A 17,219-nucleotide genomic window follows, 5' to 3' on the forward strand; every position below is an offset into this window, starting at 1 on the left:
GGTTTGCACCGGTCGCAGCCGCTCGGATGGGGCAGATGGTCACAAATCGCGCGGTCCACAGCCTCGAGCCCAGACGCTCGGTTGTCCACAGTCGGCGATTCGTGCGGCTCGGGACTCCGCCACGATCGTCATCGTGGCTCTCATGGCCCCTCGACAGCCCGTACCGGCAGCACTTCGCGGCAGACCGTTCACGGTGGTAGAGGCATTGTCGGCTGGGCTGACCCGCCGAATGCTCCAGAGTCGACGGTTCGCCATGATTCATCCGGGCATCTATCTCGAGGCGCACATCGAACAGACCCTCGAGATTCTCGTTGCTGCTGACCTGCTCGCACTCCCTTCCGACGCCTGCGTCAGTCACATCACGGCGCTCCACTGGTATGGCGTGACAGTCGGGCCCTCGTGGCCGCGGCACTACTCGACCAACACGACGTCCCAGACGCGGCTCAAAGGTGTTCGTCTGCATCGACGTCTCGGGCGGCTCCACCCCAACGTCGTGCAGGACGTGAGGGTCCTCGGTCCGGATCGGACCCTCGTCGACTGCGGGACGCTCCTGAACGCTGTCGAGCTCGTCCGGGCCGGGGACTGGCTCGTGAGGCTGGGCGTCACGTCCCCGCCGACCGTCCAAGACTACGCCAACCATCGCCACCTCGACGGAGTCGTCAAAGCCCGTTCGTCTGCAGCCCTCGTACGAGAGCGGGTGGACTCGGTGCGCGAAACAGATCTCCGACTGACGCTCGTCGCGTGTCGCCTCCCCGAACCTGAGACGAACGCCGTCATTCGTGACGACGAGGGCGACTTCCTGGCGCGCGGAGATCTCGTCTATCGGCGCTGGAAGATCGTGATCGAGTACGACGGCTGGCATCACGACCGCGATGCGGGTCAGCGCCGCAAGGACCTTCTCCGAAGGGAGCGGCTCGAAGCCGCTGGCTGGCGAGTCATCGTGATCGTGAGCGAGGACATGAAGCACCCGACGAGCGTGGTCGCGCGGATCTGGCAGGCACTGACCGCTGCCGGCTATGACGGCCCGGCCCCGACGTACAACCGGGCCGCGATACGTACCCTCCGCGATTTGTGACGATCTCCACCGCGCGCACCGGACAGACCCGTGCAGAACGTCACAAATCGCGGGGGCGGAGGTTAGAGCTTTTCGACGGGGGCGTAGCGGAGGAGGAGTCGCTTGACGCCTTGAGAGCCGAAGTCGACGGAGGCGACCGACTTCTCGCCCTGGCCCTCGACCGCGATCACGGTGCCGAGGCCGAAGCTGTCGTGGCTGACGCGATCGCCGGCCGACAATGACACGACCTCGCGGGTCGCCCGCTTGGAGCGCGCGGCGACGTTGGAGGACCGGAACGACGACTGCGCCGTCGCCGACGGGGAGCTGGGCGTCCACTGCGTGGGCGGCGACGCGACCCGGCGCCAGTCGACCAACGCCTCGGGCAGCTCGTCGAGGAACCGCGACGGCGGGTTGTAGGACGGAGCGCCCCAGGCCGAGCGGGTCGCGGCCCGGGTGACGTAGAGGCGGGTGCGGGCCCGGGTGATGCCGACGTAGGCGAGGCGGCGCTCCTCCTCGAGCTCCTTGGTGTCGGCGAGGGAGCGCATGTGCGGGAACACGCCGTCCTCGAGGCCCGTGAGGAACACGACCGGGAACTCGAGGCCCTTGGCGGTGTGCAGCGTCATGAGGGTCACGACGCCGTCGCCCTCGTCGGGGATCTGGTCGGCGTCGGCCACCAGTGCGACCTGTTCGAGGAACGCGCCGAGCGACCCGGCCGCGAGGTCGGGGTCGTCGGAGATCGCGTCGACGGCCTCCGAGGGCTCCTCGTCGACGACCTCGACGCCCTGCTCCTCAAGCAGCGTGTCGGCGACCGTGCTTGCGCCCACCACGAACTCCCGGGCGACCGCGACGAGCTCGGCGAGGTTCTCGACCCGTGTCTCGTCCTGCGGGTCCGTGCTCTGCTCGAGCGTCGACAGGTAGCCGCTGCGGGTCAGCGCAGCCTCGAGCACGGCATCGGCAGGAGCACCCGACTCGGCCATCGTCATGAGCTCGGCCATCGTGGCCGTGAAGGACTGGATCGCGTTGAGCGAACGGGTCGCGAGGTCGGTGGCCTCGTCGGCACGCGTGAGCGCCTCCCAGAAGCTGATGTCCTCGGCGGTGGCCAGGCGCTGGATCGCGGCTTCGGCCCGCTCGCCGATGCCCCGCTTGGGCTCGTTGATGATGCGGCGCAGCGAGACCGCGTCGCGCGGGTTGACCAGCACCCGCACGTACGCCAGCGCGTCCTTGATCTCCTTGCGCTCGTAGAACCTGACCCCACCGACGACGCGATAGGGCAGGCCGACGCGGATGAAGACCTCCTCGAACACGCGGCTCTGGGCGTTGGTGCGATAGAAGATCGCGACGTCCTTGGCGGCCGCGACGCCCTCGTCGCCCAGCTTGTCGATCTCGTCGGCGATGAACTGGGCCTCGTCGCGCTCGTCGTCGCCGACGTAGCCGACGATCTTCTCGCCGTCGCCCTCGGCGGACCACAGCTGCTTGTCCTTGCGGCCCTCGTTGCGGCTGATGACGGCGTTGGCCGCCGACAGGATCGTCTGGGTCGACCGGTAGTTCTGCTCGAGCAGGATCGTCGCCGCGTTGGGGAAGTCGTCCTCGAACTCGAGGATGTTGCGGATGTTGGCGCCCCGGAACGCGTAGATCGACTGGTCGGAGTCGCCTACGACGAGCAGGTCGGACTCCTCGTCGGTCAGCTCCTTGATGAGCTGGTACTGCGCGTGGTTGGTGTCCTGGTACTCGTCGACCAGGATGTGCCGGAACCGTCGCCGATAGGTCTCACGGACGTCGGGCCAGGCCTGGAGCAGGTGGACCGTGTTCATGATGAGGTCGTCGAAGTCCATCGCGTTGGCCGCCTGCAGGCGCGCCTGATAGGTCTTGTAGGCCTCGGCGTAGATCTCCTCGGTGGGGTTGTCGGCGCGGCCCGCCGCCGACTCGTGGTCGACGAGCTCGTTCTTGAGGTTGGAGATCCAGTTGAGCACCGCACGCGGGTTGATCCGCTTGGGGTCGAGGTCCATGTCGCGGCAGACCAGCGTCATGAGCCGGCGCTGGTCGGCGGCGTCGTAGATCGTGAAGGACGACGTGAACCCGAACCGGGTCGCCTCGCGGCGGAGGATGCGTACGCACGCGGAGTGGAACGTCGAAACCCACATCATGCGGGCACGAGGCCCCACGAGGTCGGCGACGCGCTCGCGCATCTCGGCGGCGGCCTTGTTGGTGAACGTGATCGCCAGGATCGATCCGGGGTGGGCTCCGCGCGCAGCGATCAGCCACGCGACGCGACGGGTCAGCACGCGCGTCTTGCCCGACCCGGCACCGGCGACGACCAGCAGCGGCCCACCCGGGTGCGACACGGCCGCCTGCTGAGCCTCGTTGAGCCCCTCGAGGAGGGTCTCCGAGCGGGGGCGCCGCTTGTCGGCGGGCTTGTCCGGAGCGGCGGCGGGCACAGGGAACGGCAATGTCATCGTGCCTCCCAGCCTAGTTGCCGGAGCCGACACTGCCGCGGCCGGAGGGGCGCGTCAGACCTCGGAGAAATCGGGTACGGGGCCGCCCGGCGGGCACACCGCTCCGGGCACCTCCACCTTGAACGAGTCCTTCATGTCACCGAGGTCGAGGTGGCCCCGCGGCTTGCCCGCGCGGATGAGGTCGAGGTCGGGCAGATCGGCGGCCTCGGCCAGACCGGCGTCGTCGAGCGCGTCCAGCACCGGCGTCAGGTCGAAGTCGATCGCGCTCACCTCGCTGCCGTAGAGGTAGACGTCGACGTCCATGCGCGTCTTGATGCCCTTGACGTCGTACGCGTACTGGCCGGTGATCGCCGGCAGCGCGACGCGCATGACGTCGAGGACCGACGACCGGATCCGTACGATCCGCGTGCTGGGGTAGTCCGGGTCGGGCCTGATCGACACGGCGCGGCCCTTGGCCATCATCGTGGCGAACGCCGAGCCCTTCTCCAGGTCGTACGCGAACGGCACCCCGGGGAGCGACCTGAAGGACTTGACCGACGTGCGATACCAGCACTTCTCGCCCTTGTCGCCGAACGCGAGCTTGATGAAGACCCCCTCGGACTCGAGGATGCGCACCTTGACCGTGCCGCCGCCCGCCTCGATCGTCGCCGCCACCATGCCGCGTGACTGGTCGTACTGCGTCTTGGTGCGCATGAAGTACGAGCGCTTCGACTCGCCCGCCTCCTTGGCGGTCAGCCACAGCGTGTAGCTGCCCTCGTTGATCACCGTGAGCCGCTTGTTGGCGGCCGACAGTGCGACTCGAGCCGTGGAGACGTCCGGCGACCGCGTCGTCGCGGTCTTGGCCGTCTCCGCCGGCGAGGTCGACGCGTCGTCGGACGGGACCAGTGCCGGCACGAACACGCAGCCCGACAGCCCGGCTGCCGCGATCAACAACGCCGCGTAGCGCAGCACCCGAGTCATCACCAGGAAAGCGTAGTCGCGACAGGACGTCGCCGTGACCGGAAACGTAGACTCGCGTGCCATGGACGGCACGGTCGACATCCGGACGGCGGGCGAGGCCGACTTCGACGCCCTGACCGACCTCTGGGAACGCTCCGCCCGGTCGAGTCATGCGTTCATGGACGACGAGGTCTTCGCCCAGCAACGCCCCCGCGTACGCGACCTGCTGCTCCCCTCGATGGACGTGTGGGTCGCCGAGTCGGGCGGCGAGCCCCTCGGCTTCGTCGGTGCCCGCGAGGACGTGGTCGAGATGCTGTACGTCGCGCCCGAGGCCCAGGGACGCGGACTCGGTCCCAGCCTCCTGTCGCACGTCGACGGTGGCGCCGGGGCACACAGCGTCGAGGTCTACGCCGACAACTCCGTGGGGGTTGCCTTCTACACCGGGCAGGGCTTCGCCGAGCAGCTCCGCTACAGCGTCACGGTCGCCGGTGGGACGTTCGAGGTCATGCGCCTCACGAGGCCCGCCACATGAGTCTTGCCACGATCGATGCCTCGAGCCACGAGCCGCCGTACGAGCAGGTGCGCCGGCAGATCGCCGAGGGCGCCGCGACAGGAACCCTTCCCGCCGGCCACAAGCTGCCGACCGTACGCCAGCTCGCCACCGACCTCGGGCTGGCCGCCAACACCGTCGCCAAGGCCTACCGGGCACTCGAGGGCGACGGCGTGATCGAGACGCACGGACGACGAGGCACGTTCATCGCGAGCCGCAGGCTCCAGGATGCCGAGGCGGAGGCCGGCGCCCAGACGTACGCCCGGCTGGCGCGCACGCAGGGCCTGTCGCTCGACGAGGCGATCCGGCTCGTCGAGAAGAGCTGGACTCCCTGAGAGGAGTCTCAGCCTGCGGGGCTACCGTGTTCGGGTGCACCCCATGTCCCACGAACACTTCACTCTGGTCGTCGGGCTGCTGTTCATCGGCGGCATCGCCCTGATGGGCCTGGCCCTCAGCGGCTACGGCAGCAGCGACCGTACGCGCCAGCGCTCCCCGCGCCTGCCCGGCCACGACGTGCAGGACAAGCTCGACAACAGGGAGTAGTCACTCCGCCATCGTGTTGGGCCGCCGCCACGTACGTTCGAACGGCAGCCGCCACGCGCGCGGCGCGATGAGCTGGTGCACGGCGTTGGGTCCCCACGTGCCGCCCGAGTAGGGCCGCACGGGTGGCGGATCGGCGAGCAGCGGCTCGGAGATCTCCCACAGCCGCTCGATGCCCTCGGCGGTCGTGAACAGCGTGCGCTCCCCCCGCATCGCGTCGTAGATCAGCCGCTCGTACGCCTCGAGGACCTCGCCGGCCCGTTCGGTCTCCTGCATCGCGAACTGCATGCTGAGCTTGTCGAGCCGCATGCCCGGCCCGGGCCGCTTGCCGTAGAACGAGAGCGACATCTTGGACGAGTCGGCGAGGTCGAACGTCAGGTGGTCCGGGCCCGCGAGGCCGACACCCGAGCCGGCGGGGAACATGCTCTTGGGCGGCTCGCGGAACGCGATCGAGATGATGCGGGCCCCCTCGGCGAGCTTCTTGCCGGTACGCAGGTAGAACGGCACGCCGGCCCAGCGCCAGTTGTCGATCTCGGCCTTGAGGGCGACGAACGTGTCGGTCTCGGAGTCGGCGGCGACGCCGTCCTCGTCGCGATAGCCCTGGTACTGCCCGCGTACGACGTGGTGCGGGTCGAGCGGGAGCATCTGGCGGAAGACCTTGTTCTTCTCCTCGCTGATGGAGTCCGAGTCGAGCGACGTCGGCGGCTCCATCGCCATGAACGCCAAGACCTGGAACAGGTGCGTGACGACCATGTCCTTGAACGCGCCGGTGCCCTCGTAGAACGCCGACCGGCCCTCGACCGACAGCGTCTCGGGCACGTCGATCTGCACGTGGTCGATGAAGTTGCGGTTCCAGATCGGTTCGAACAGGCCGTTGGCGAAGCGGAACGCCAGGATGTTGAGCGCCGCCTCCTTGCCGAGGAAGTGGTCGATGCGGAAGATCTGGTCCTCGGCGAACACCTCGTGGAGCTGGGAGTTGAGCGCCTTGGCGCTGGCCAGGTCGGTGCCGAACGGCTTCTCCATGATGATGCGCGACCGCTCGACCAGGTTGGCAGCGTCGAGCGTGTGCACGACGTCGAGCGCAGCCTTGGGCGGGACGCTCAGGTAGTGCAGGCGCTGCGGGGTGCCGCCGAGCTCGGCCTCGAGCGCCGAGGCCGCCTCGGCCAGGGCCTCCGGGCCGGCCTTCACGTTGACGTACGTCAGCAGGGACGCGAACGCGGCCCACTGCTCGTCGTTGAGTGGCCGCGTCGTGAACTCCCGGCACGCCTTCTCGGCGAACGCGCGGAAGCCCTCGTCGTCGAAGTCGTCGAGCGAGACGCCGATGATCCGGGACTCCGGCACGAGTCCGGACTCCAGCAGGTGCATGATGCCGGGCAACAGCTTGCGGCGGGCGAGGTCGCCGGTGGCACCGAACAGCACGATCAGGTGGGGCTCGTTCATTCCCTCAGGCTAGACCTGAGAGGTTGCCGGTGCATGAACTCATTCCAGGGCGGCGAGGGAGAGCTCGCCCGAGTCGACCCGGCGCAGCATCTCCGCTATCGCGGCCGAGTCGTAGCGCCCCTCGGCCCGTGCCTCGATCAACGCATCCCGTTGGTCCGACAGCACGGACTGCCGGAGCGCCCGGTAGCTGTCCAGGCGACGATCGCGTTCCTCGCCGTCAGGTCCGGCCCATCGGGTGAACTTGTCCGGCGCGCTCTGCGCCCGCGCCTGGGCCACGACGACGGCGTCGAGGCCGGGCTCCTCCTCGGCGATCCGGGCTGCTGCCACCTCCAGCACGAGGTGTGCGAGGGACGCGATCTCCGCGCGCCTGATCTGCTCGCGATCCGCCTCGGCGCCGAGCCGACGTACGAGCCAGGCCAAGGTGCCACCCTGGATGACGAGCGTCGACACGGCCACGGCGAGGGCGACGAGCACCAGGAGCGGTCGTTGATCCGTCGCTGCGGGCAGCGTCTGAGCGGCGGCGAGCGTGACGCTGCCCCGCATGCCGGCCCACACCAGCACCCCGCCGTCACGACCCGTGAGCTTCTCCCGCTCGTAGAAGGCGATGTCGGCCTGGTTGCGCGCCACCATCTGCTGGATCGCCTTCCGTCGGCGCTCCGACATCCGGCGCGCCCTGGGCGACTCGAGCAACAGCCGGACGTTCTCGGGGTCGAGTCTCGAGGCCCGTCCTGCCGTCGCCTGCTGGCGGTCGTGACGCAGGTCGAGCAGCAGGTAGACCACGAAGGCAGCGCGCACGACCAGCAGGATCGCCAGCGCGGTCACCGTGACGAGCGCGAGCCGGTTCCAGGCTCCACCGTCGGTGCGGAAGTCGTCGACCAGGCCGGGAGCCTCGAGTCCCACGAGGAGGAACACCCCACCCTCGAGCAGGAAGGCGATGGTGCGCCAGTTGAGATCCTCCGCGCGGCGATCCTGTGGGCGCAGGTACTTCTGGCCCCAGTAGCCGGTGACCAGCCCCGTGACGACCACGGCCACCAGGCCGGACGCACCGACGTGCTCCGCCGGGGTGTATGCCGCGAACGGCACCACGAACGAGATCGCGGTGTTGAGCGTCGCGTCATGAACTCGCCTGCGCACCGCGAGACTGATGAACCCGATCAGCAAGCCGAGCAGGACGGCCAGCGCGACGGCCTTCACGAAGTCGCCCGCGACGCCCCAGATCGAGACGCCCGTCCCGGTGGCCGCGATGGCCGATCGCAGGAGGACCAGAGCCGAGGCGTCGTTGAGCATGCTCTCGCCGTCCAGCAGCGTGACCAGCCGAGGGGCGACGCCCGTACGCTTCACGATCGACGTCGCCACGGCGTCGGTGGGGCTCAGGACGGCGCCAAGCGCGATGCCCTCCGCGAGCCCGATCCCGGGAATGAGCCGGTCGAACGCCAGACCGCACAGCACCGATGACGCGATCACCACGAAGACCGAGAGCCCGCCGATCGACTTGAGGTCGCGGCGGAAGTCGACGACCGGCATGTTGACCGCAGCGGCGTACAGGAGAGGTGGCAGCACGCCGGCGAGGATGACCTCCGGCTCGATCTCGAAAGCCGGCACCCCCGGCAGGTAGGAGAGTCCCACCCCGGCGACGACGAGCGACAACGGTGCGGCGATTCCGAGCTTGGGCGACAGCCCGGAGACGGCGACGATCACGAGCACGCCGAGAATCGCCAGAAGGGTGAGGTCCATGCCCGAATCGTTCCATCAGCGGCCGACGTCGCGCTGTCAGCCGCTGTCAGGGTCGCCAGAGCGATGACAGTGGGCTGCAAGCGGCGGCCACCACGATGGTTGACATGACCAACTACGCCATCAAAGCCGAAGGGCTCACGAAGCACTACGGCGACACCATCGCTCTGGACGGCATCGACCTCGCCGTCCCCGAAGGCTCCGTCCTCGGAGTCCTCGGTCCCAATGGTGCGGGCAAGACCACTGCCGTCCGCATCCTCGCGACGCTGCTGCAGCCCGACGCCGGTCACGCGACCGTCGCAGGCCACGACGTCCTCCTCGATCCCACCGCCGTGCGCCGATCGATCGGCCTCACGGGGCAGTACGCCTCGGTCGACGAGCAGCTGACCGGCCGGGAGAACCTCGAGCTGTTCGCACGGCTCCTGGACTTCACCCGTCCCGACGCCCGCGCCCGGGCCACGGAGCTGCTCGGCCAGTTCGGGCTCACCGAGGCCGCCGACCGTCGCATCAAGACGTACTCCGGCGGCATGCGGCGCCGGCTCGACCTGGCGGCGAGCCTCGTCGGCCGGCCCGAGGTGATCTTCCTCGACGAGCCCACCACCGGCCTCGACCCCGGCAAGCGGGACGACGTCTGGAACCTCGTCCGCATGCTGACCGCCGAGGGCACCAGCGTCCTGCTGACCACGCAGTACCTCGAGGAGGCCGACGCCCTCGCCGACGCGATCACTGTGATCGATCTCGGCAAGGTCATCGCCCACGGCACCGCCGCCGAGCTCAAGCAGATCGTCGGCGGCCGCTCCCTCCAGGTGCGCCCGACCAACGTCCGCGACACCGCGGACATCCGAGCCGTCCTGAGCCGGATCACCGGCCGACCGGTCGAGGAGCCCACCCGTGGGCTGCTCACGACACCGATCGAGGACGAGAAGGACTTCACCGACATCGTCGTCGACCTCGCCGCCCGCGGCATCCCCGTCACGGAGATCGCCCTCAAGCTGCCGAGCCTCGACGAGGTGTTCTTCACCCTCACCGGCAAGGGCGTCCCCGATGACGCTCCCGCCGACCTCGACAAGGAGCCCGTCTCATGAGCACCACCATCACCCTGCCCGACTCGATCGAGCAGCGTCCCCCGTCGTCCCTCCCCTGGGCGCGACACTCGTTGACCCTCGCCGGCCGCTCCATCAAGAAGATGATGCGTCACCCCGAGCAGTTCTTCGACGTGACGCTGCAGCCCGTGCTGTTCCTGATGATCTTCGTGTACGTCCTGGGCGGCGCGATCGCCGGATCGACGCACGACTACTTGCAGTTCGTGCTGCCCGGCATCCTGATCCAGACCGTCCTGTTCAGCACGGTGTCGATCGGCGTCAACCTCAACACCGACATCAAGGAAGGCGTGTTCGACCGGTTCAAGTCGTTGCCGATCGCCCGCTCCGCACCCTTGGTCGGCGCGACGATCGCCGAGTGCCTTCGCTACAGCATCACGATCGGCATCAGCCTGATCGCGGGCTTCGTGATGGGCTACCGGACCAGCACCTCGATCCTCGACGTGCTCGCCGCCTGCCTGCTCGTCCTCGTGTTCGCCTGGTGCCTGTGCTGGATCGCGATCTGGCTCGGCATGATCTCCCGCGAGGCCGGGTCGGTGCAGGGCATCGGCTTCATGGCGCTCTTCCCGCTGACGTTCGGCTCGAGCATGTTCGCCTCCGCGGACACGATGCCCGGCTGGCTGCGGGCCTGGGTCAACGTCAACCCGGTCACCCACCTGACCGACGCGGTCCGCGGCCTGCTCACGGGCGGTCCGGTCGCCGAGGACGCGTTCATCGCGCTCGGCACCGCCGGCCTGATCCTCGCGGTGTTCGCACCGCTGGCCGTCAGGGCGTACCGCACCAAGGCCTGACCCCTGGGCGGTGAGTCAGTCGCCCTTCCACCCGCCTGATGGGCGATTGGTTCACCGCTCCGTTCCTGGGGCGGTGAGCTGGTCGCCCATCGTCGTCCGTGAAGGGCGACCAGGTCACCGCTGCGTCACGTGGCGGGGAGGGCGAGGTCGATGGCGTCGTCGCGTACGAGTGACCGGCCTTCGGCGTGCAGCTGCTCGTAGCGCTCGTCGCCCAACGACGTGCGCAGGCTGGTCCGCAGGTCACGCAGGTCCACGTGCAGGAGGTCGGCACGGCCGCGGATCGCCTCCGACGCGCCCAGCACGGTCGCCGCCCTCTCGTCGTCGCCGTCCAGGTGAGCCAGGATCGCGGCGGACGAGGCGACCTGCGCGATGACCGGCATGTCCCTCGTACGGCGGCCGATCCGCGAGGCCGTGACCAGCTCGGCGCGGGCTCCCTCGAGATCGCCCGACGAGGCGCGGGTCACCACGAGGCCGGCCCGGATGACCGCCTCCATCTGCCCGCCGCCGAACGTCGAGACGGCATCGAGGTTCTGCAGGACGAACTCGAGGTGACCGCTCGCGATCTCGTCGTGCCCCGCGCAGTGCTCCAGATGGGCGAGGCTGATCCGCGTGGTGAGCTCGAGGCGACGGTTGCCGTCACGACCCGCCTTGATCAGCGCGTTCTCGAGGTTGCCGCGGAGCTCGTCCATCTCGCTCTCGCTGGCGAGCGCGACGCGCAGACCGGTGATCTGCATCGTCGAGAAGTCGGCGTCCTCGCCCGCGCCGAGCTCGTGCAGCAGCGGGGTCGCCTCCTCCCACGAGGCCAGCGCCTCGGCGAACCTGCCGTCCAGTGAGTGGACCATGCCCTGCTGTGACAACGCCATGGCGAGTCCCCAGCGGTCGCCGAGCTCCCGGAAGTCGTTGATCGTCGGCTCGAGGAGCTCCACGATCTCGCCCACACGGCCCTCGTTGTCGAGCATCACGATCTGCATGAGGTTGATCGTCGCGCGGGTCCAACGGTCGTTGGCCCTCGGCAGCTCACGGTCACCGGTGACGCCGAAGAACGCCATCGTGGCCAGCACGATGTCGACCACCTGGTGCTCGGGGTGGTGGGCGTCCCAGATCGCCAGGATGCGGTCGACCGGCTCCTGCCACTCGGGCACGTGGTCGGGGTTCTCGTGGCCCGCCAGCACGAGGATGCCGGTCAGGGACAGCGCCTGGATGCAGATCTCGCTGGCCGGATCTGCCTCACCCGGCAGGGCCAGCACGGTGTCGGCCCACGAGCACGCCTCGACGTGCTGGCTGCGGATCGACCAGTACCAGGCCAGCGCCGAGACCAGCCGTGCCGCGTCCGGACGGTCCTGGCGGTCGACCGCGAACCGCAGGGCAGCCATGATGTTGGCGCGCTCGAGGTCCATCATGCGTACGGCAGCCACCTGGTCACCGCCGCGGAGACGGGTGCCCTGCTGCTCGGCGATGTCGAGGAAGTAGCGCAGGTGCGCCTCCCGGACCGCCTCGGCGGTGCCGCGCTCGACCAGCCGCTCGACGCCGTACTCCCGAAGCGTCTCGAGCATCCTGAAGCGCGGCGTCTCCCCACGTACGGGCACCAGCAGGGACTTGTCGGCCAGCGACTCGAGCAGCTCCTCCGTGCGGTCCCCGGCCACGGAGACGGCAGCGGCGCTCTCGGTGGTCACCCCACCCGGGAAGACCGCCAGCCGCTCGGCGAGGTCACGCTCGGCGTCCTCGAGCAGGTCCCAGCTCCACTCGACGACCGCGCGCAGGGTGCGGTGACGCGGCAGTGCGGTGCGGCTCCCGCCGGTCAGCAGGCGGAAGCGGTCGGACAGCCGGGCCGCGACCTGCGGAGCCGTGAGCGTACGGAGTCGCGCCGCGGCGAGCTCGATCGCCAGCGGCTGGCCGTCGAGGCGCGCGCAGATCTCCAGCACGGCGGGCATCGTCTCGTCGGTGAGCGCGAACGACTGGTCGACGGCCTGCGCCCGGAGCACGAACAGCTGGATCGCGCTGTGCTCCATCGCCTCGTCGATCGTGCTGCCCGGGTGCGGCATCGTCAGCGGGCTCAGCTGGTAGGCGAACTCCCCGATGATGCGCAGGGGCTCGCGGCTCGTCGCCAGGATTCGCAGCTTGGGGGCGTGCGCCAGGACGTCCTCGGCGATCTCGGCGACCGCGCCGACCAGGTGCTCGCAGTTGTCGAGCAGCAGCAGGCCCTCGACGTCGTGGACCGCATCGATGAGGCGCGTACGATCGTCGGGTCGCGGCGCGGTGGACGGCCGGTCGAGGACCGACACCTCGAGCAGTCCCATCGCCGACAGGATCGCCTGCAGGATGCCGTCGCTCCCGGTCACGGGCGCGAGCTCGGTGAGCCAGACGTCCTCGAAGCGGTCGAGCGCCGCACGGGCCGTCTCGACGGCGAGCCGGGTCTTGCCGGCACCGCCGGGCCCGAGGATCGTCACGAGCCGGTGGTCGACGAGCGCCGCCTGCAGGTCGGCGATCGCACCTTCACGGCCGACGAACGAGGTCAGCGCCGACGGGAGCGCCGGGTGGTTGCGGCGGGCACCGTGCTCGCCGCGCAGGATCGACAGGTGCAGCTCCTGGAGCTCCGGCGAGGGGTCGGCGCCGAGCTCCTCGGCCAGCATCCCGCGCAGGCGGTCGTACGCCGTGAGCGCCTCGTTGGCTCGTCCGTGCGCGGCCAGCGCCGTCAGGTAGAGCACCCAGAACGAGTCGCGGTAGGGATGCGCCGTGGTCAGCTCGGCCAGCTCCGCGATCACGGCGAGGTCGTCCGTCGAACGTACGCGGTCCCGCAGGCTCGACTCCACCGCCGTGAGCCGCAGCTCGCCGAGCCGGTGTGCCGCCGAGGGCGCGAACGGGAACTCGGCGACGTCCGCCAGCGCCTCGCCCCGCCACAACCGCAACGCCTCGTCCACGCGGCCGCCGGCGACGAGCCGCTCGAACTCGAGGGCGTCGACCGACACGCACTGCAGGACGTACCCGGCCGGGGTCGAGTCGAGTGCGCCGTCGGGGAGTCGCCGGCGCGTGCGGGACACGATCGACTGCAGCGCGTTGGTCGCGTCGGCCGGCACGTCGAGGCCCCAGAGGTCGTCGATCAGCGTCGTTGCGGCGACCGGGCGACCCGCGTCGAGAGCAAGGCGCGCCACGAGGGCGCGGTTGCGCGGCCCGCCGAGATCGAGGTCCTGATCATCGGCGCGCACTCGCAACGGTCCGAGGACGTCAACCTGCACATCCGCCATTCTGCCGCACTGTCACGTATGCCCGACCCCAACTTTGAAGCGTTGCGCACGGAAAGCGGGCTGTGAACCTGCCCAACGCTTCAAAAGTTGGCGGATCAGGCGGCGGTGCGGGCGTACGCGGCGGGGGTCACGCCGAGCGTGGTGCGGAAGTGGCGGGTCAGGTGCGCCTGGTCGTAGAAGCCGACGACCGCCGCGACCTCGGCGGGCGGCACCCCGTCGAGGAGCAGCGCGCGAGCCCGATCGACGCGGCGGCCCGTGACGTAGCGGTGCGGCGGCAGGCCGTACTCGCGCCCGAACGCCCGGATCAGCTGCGTCGGGTGGGCGTCGAGCTCGGCGGCGAGGGACTCCAGCGTCGGTACGTCCGTGAGGTCGCGGTCGAGCACCTCGCGGAGCTTGCGGGCAAGGCGCGGCTCGGCGGTGCGGTGTCGCGGCTCGGCCGAGCTGTCGAGGTGCAGGGTCATCCGCTCGCTGATGACGGCGAGCTGCGACTCGGCCTCGAGCTCGTCGCCCGGCGACGCCAGCGCCCGGTGGAGGTGACCGACCGCGGAGACGAGCTCCTCGTCGAGCAACGTCGGCCGGCGCACGGCGGCGCCAGTGAGGTCGAGCGTCAGCCACCGCTCGTCGAGATAGACGACCCGCTTGTCGAAACCGCCCGGCACCGCGGCCTTTCCGTCGTGGGGCACGTGCGGCGGCAACAGGGTCAGCGACCGCGGAGGAGCGTCGTGCGGCGTGCGCTCCAGCTCGTACGAGACGCCGCCCGTGTCGATCAGCAGGACGGTCCAGAACGCGTGCGTGTGCGCCGGATAGGCGTGCTCGGTGAAGTGCGCGTGCAGCACCTCGCCGACTCCCGGGACAGCCGGCCGCCAGGCGCGGACGTGCTCTCCGGCGGTCATGTCAGGAATGTACAAGACCCGCACCAGCCCTTCGGGCGACTCTGGAGGCATGGACGACACCCTCGAACCGATCCGCTTCGACACGAAGGTCGCCGTGCTCCTGCACGAGGACCTCGCCCCGTGGCAGGCGCTCAACGTCACGGCGTTCCTCATCAGCGGCATCGCGACCGACAAGGACCTCATCGGCGACCCGTACGAGGACGCCGACGGCACGGAGTACCTGCCGATGATCCGGCAGCCCATCGTGGTGTTCGCCGGCGACTCGGCCCAGCTCAAGGCGGCGCACGCCAAGGCGGTCACGCGGGACCTGGCAACGGCGGTCTACACCCGCGACATGTTCGCCACCGGCAACGACCGCGACAACCGGGCGGCCGTACGTGCGGTCGGCCGTGACGACCTCGACCTCGTCGGCATCGCGGTGCACGGACCCAGGAACGGCGTCGACAAGACGTTCAAGGGCGTCAAGCTCCACCCCTGACACCCAGTCGACCCGGGGTCAGATCAGGCGCCGGTCGTTGGCCCAGCGGGTCAGCTCGTGGCGGCTGGAGAGCTGCAGCTTGCGGAGCACGCTGGAGACGTGCGTCTCGACCGTCTTGATCGAGATGAACAGCTCCTTGGCGACCTCCTTGTACGCGTAGCCGCGGGCGATGAGCCGCATGACCTCGCGCTCCCGCTCGGTCAACCGGTCGATCTCCTCGTCGACCTGCGCGACCTCGATCGTGCCGGCGAACGCGTCGAGCACGAACCCGGCGAGCCGCGGGGAGAACACGGCGTCGCCCTGCGCCACCCGGTTGATCGCGTCCAGCAGCTCGGGGCCGGAGATGTTCTTGGTGACGTAGCCGCGGGCGCCTGCGCGGATGATGCCGATGACGTCCTCGGCGGCGTCGCTGACCGACAGCGCGAGGAACTTGGTGTCGGGGTGCCGCAGGTGCAGCCGGCGGATGACCTCGAGGCCACCGCCGCCGGGCATGTGGACGTCGAGCAGCACGACGTCGGGCGTGGTCTCGGCGATGACCTTGACGGCGCTGTCGACGTCCTCGGCCTCCGCGACGATGTCGACGGGACCGTCGATCTCGGCCCGTACGCCGGTGCGGAACATCGCATGGTCGTCGACGATGGCGACACGCAGTGTGGTCATGGGCTCACTTCTTCTGTGGGTACGCGTTCGGTGGTGGCATCTGACGGGGTCTGTTCGCCCGTGCGGACGGGCACGCTCAGTGCGACCTCCGTGCCCTCGCCCGGCTGGCTGCGGATCGTGGCGGTCCCACCGTGTCGTTCGACCCGGCCGATGATCGAGCCTCGCACACCCATGCGGTCCTCGGCGATCGTCTCGGTGTCGAAACCCACGCCGCGGTCGCGTACGAAGACCTCGACCGTACGTCCGTCAGTCTCGGCGTAGACGTCGATGCGGTCGACCTGGGCGTGCTTGGCGGCGTTGATCATGGCTTCGCGGGCGGCCTTGGCGAGCGCCGCCACGTCGGGGTCGAGCGCCGCATCGCCCACGGCGATGACCTCCACCGGCACACGGTGCGCGTCCTCGACATCCGCGGCCGACGCCCGCAGCGCGGCCACGAGGGAGTCGCCGGGCTTCTCGTCGTTGCCGTAGAGCCAGGCCCGCAGCTCGCGCTCCTGGCGGCGGGCCAGGGTCGCGACGACAGCGGAGTCGCCGGCGTTCTTCTGGAGCAGGGCGAGCGTCTGCAGGACGGAGTCGTGCAGGTGGGCGGCCACGTCGGCGCGTTCCTGCGAACGTACGCGCTCGCGGCGCTCCTCCGACAGGTCACCGAGGAGCTTGGTGATCCACGGCCCGAGGATCAGCAGGAGGCCGAGCGCGGCGACCGCCACGGCGGAGGCCAGGTCGACGATCGCGCCCCAGCCCCGCTCCTGGCTGAGGAAGTAGATGCCTGCGGAGACGACCAGCACGGCGCCGGCGGCCACGCGCAGCGCGAATCCCAGGCCACGCGTCTGACGCATCCAGCGCCCCCACGCGGCGTCGTCGAACTGCCGCCAGATCACGGCGAGGCCGACGACGCCGATCAGGAGCGGCGCGAACAGGCTGCCGGCGATGCCCCGGCCGCTCGCCTGGATCATGAACATGACGCCGACGCCCACGGCGCCGAGGGCCACGGTCTGGAACACCTCGAACGCGCTGGGACGGCCGCTGGTGCGCAGACCGCGCCGGGTCGCCGACTCGAGGCCGGGCGAGAGCTCGGGCTGGCGCAGCGGCAGGAACCGCCACAGCAGCAGATAGGCGATGACGCCCATGCCGTGGAACCACGTGGCGACGATGAACGCCAGCCGGACGTAGAGGACCGGGATGCCGAAGTGCTCGGCGACACCCGTCGCCACACCGCCGACGAGCCGGCGATCGGCTGGTCGGTAGGCACGGCGGTATTCGGTCACCCCATGATCGTCACACGTACGCGTGTGCGCGCGCCATCAGGAACGTCCCTCCCGCACCCTGAGCGGTCCCGGGTGCGATTCAGGGT

The 17,219-nt window shown here is 69.9% G+C and carries 15 protein-coding genes; 7 read left to right on the top strand and 8 right to left on the bottom strand.

What is annotated here, in order from left to right:
* Positions 1–142 precede the first annotated feature (142 nt).
* The gene (locus ASE12_RS07725; RefSeq protein WP_082582148.1) at positions 143–1,075 is read left to right on the top strand and encodes a DUF559 domain-containing protein; all 933 of its coding nucleotides are present in this window, start codon (positions 143–145) and stop codon (positions 1,073–1,075) included.
* 62 nt (positions 1,076–1,137) lie between these two features.
* Here the strand turns inward: ASE12_RS07725 and pcrA are convergent, their stop codons facing one another.
* Both pcrA and ASE12_RS07735 read right to left on the bottom strand, forming a co-directional pair.
* Complete coding sequence (pcrA, locus tag ASE12_RS07730; protein WP_056398998.1) at positions 1,138–3,507, bottom strand: DNA helicase PcrA; 2,370 nt, start codon at positions 3,505–3,507, stop codon at positions 1,138–1,140.
* A gap of 54 nt (positions 3,508–3,561) precedes the next feature.
* Complete coding sequence (locus ASE12_RS07735) at positions 3,562–4,470, bottom strand: hypothetical protein (protein WP_157412848.1); 909 nt, start codon at positions 4,468–4,470, stop codon at positions 3,562–3,564.
* A gap of 31 nt (positions 4,471–4,501) precedes the next feature.
* Between ASE12_RS07735 and ASE12_RS07740 the strand changes: the two genes are divergently transcribed.
* From ASE12_RS07740 to ASE12_RS20010, 3 genes are read left to right on the top strand one after another with little or no spacing between them, the layout of a single operon-like run.
* Positions 4,502–4,978, top strand: a complete 477-nt coding sequence (locus ASE12_RS07740; protein WP_157412849.1) for a GNAT family N-acetyltransferase — start codon at positions 4,502–4,504, stop codon at positions 4,976–4,978.
* Positions 4,975–5,331 carry a GntR family transcriptional regulator gene (locus ASE12_RS07745; protein WP_056399005.1) on the top strand — a complete coding sequence of 119 codons (357 nt, stop codon included), beginning with the start codon at positions 4,975–4,977 and terminating at the stop codon, positions 5,329–5,331. The genes ASE12_RS07740 and ASE12_RS07745 overlap by 4 nt, the downstream gene beginning before the upstream one ends.
* Positions 5,332–5,374: 43 nt before the next feature.
* Positions 5,375–5,539, top strand: a complete 165-nt coding sequence (locus ASE12_RS20010) for a hypothetical protein (RefSeq protein WP_157412850.1) — start codon at positions 5,375–5,377, stop codon at positions 5,537–5,539.
* Here the strand turns inward: ASE12_RS20010 and zwf are convergent, their stop codons facing one another.
* Positions 5,540–6,976: a glucose-6-phosphate dehydrogenase gene (gene zwf, locus ASE12_RS07750; RefSeq protein WP_056399008.1), complete on the bottom strand. Its 1,437-nt coding sequence runs from the start codon at positions 6,974–6,976 to the stop codon at positions 5,540–5,542. It abuts the gene before it with no gap.
* 39 nt (positions 6,977–7,015) lie between these two features.
* A complete protein-coding gene (locus tag ASE12_RS07755; RefSeq protein WP_056399010.1) occupies positions 7,016–8,710 on the bottom strand; it encodes a sodium:proton antiporter in 1,695 nt (564 codons plus the stop codon).
* A gap of 104 nt (positions 8,711–8,814) precedes the next feature.
* On the opposite strand from ASE12_RS07755, the gene ASE12_RS07760 reads away from it, so the two are divergent.
* Together ASE12_RS07760 and ASE12_RS07765 are read left to right on the top strand one after the other, a co-directional pair.
* A complete protein-coding gene (locus ASE12_RS07760; RefSeq protein WP_056399012.1) occupies positions 8,815–9,792 on the top strand; it encodes an ATP-binding cassette domain-containing protein in 978 nt (325 codons plus the stop codon).
* A complete protein-coding gene (locus tag ASE12_RS07765) occupies positions 9,789–10,598 on the top strand; it encodes an ABC transporter permease (protein ID WP_056399014.1) in 810 nt (269 codons plus the stop codon). Before ASE12_RS07760 ends, ASE12_RS07765 begins: the two co-directional genes overlap by 4 nt.
* Positions 10,599–10,723: 125 nt before the next feature.
* On the opposite strand, the gene ASE12_RS07770 is transcribed toward ASE12_RS07765, so the two are convergent.
* A complete protein-coding gene (locus ASE12_RS07770) occupies positions 10,724–13,831 on the bottom strand; it encodes a BTAD domain-containing putative transcriptional regulator (RefSeq protein ID WP_162255472.1) in 3,108 nt (1,035 codons plus the stop codon).
* Positions 13,832–13,935: 104 nt separating this feature from the next.
* On the bottom strand, positions 13,936–14,733 hold the full coding sequence (locus ASE12_RS07775; RefSeq protein WP_056399019.1) for an AraC family transcriptional regulator: 798 nt from the start codon (positions 14,731–14,733) through the stop codon (positions 13,936–13,938).
* A 49-nt stretch (positions 14,734–14,782) separates the two neighbouring features.
* Between ASE12_RS07775 and ASE12_RS07780 the strand changes: the two genes are divergently transcribed.
* Positions 14,783–15,211 (top strand): DUF2000 domain-containing protein, encoded by a 429-nt coding sequence (locus tag ASE12_RS07780; protein ID WP_056399022.1) that lies wholly within the window; start codon positions 14,783–14,785, stop codon positions 15,209–15,211.
* 18 nt (positions 15,212–15,229) lie between these two features.
* Here the strand turns inward: ASE12_RS07780 and ASE12_RS07785 are convergent, their stop codons facing one another.
* Positions 15,230–15,871 carry a response regulator transcription factor gene (locus ASE12_RS07785; RefSeq protein WP_056209151.1) on the bottom strand — a complete coding sequence of 214 codons (642 nt, stop codon included), beginning with the start codon at positions 15,869–15,871 and terminating at the stop codon, positions 15,230–15,232.
* Entirely contained in the window at positions 15,868–17,133 is a 1,266-nt protein-coding gene (locus tag ASE12_RS07790; RefSeq protein WP_056399023.1) for a PspC domain-containing protein, read from the bottom strand. Before ASE12_RS07790 ends, ASE12_RS07785 begins: the two co-directional genes overlap by 4 nt.
* Positions 17,134–17,219 lie beyond the last annotated feature (86 nt).

Origin of the sequence: Aeromicrobium sp. Root236 (assembly GCF_001428805.1) — a bacterium.
GTDB lineage: Bacteria > Actinomycetota > Actinomycetes > Propionibacteriales > Nocardioidaceae > Aeromicrobium.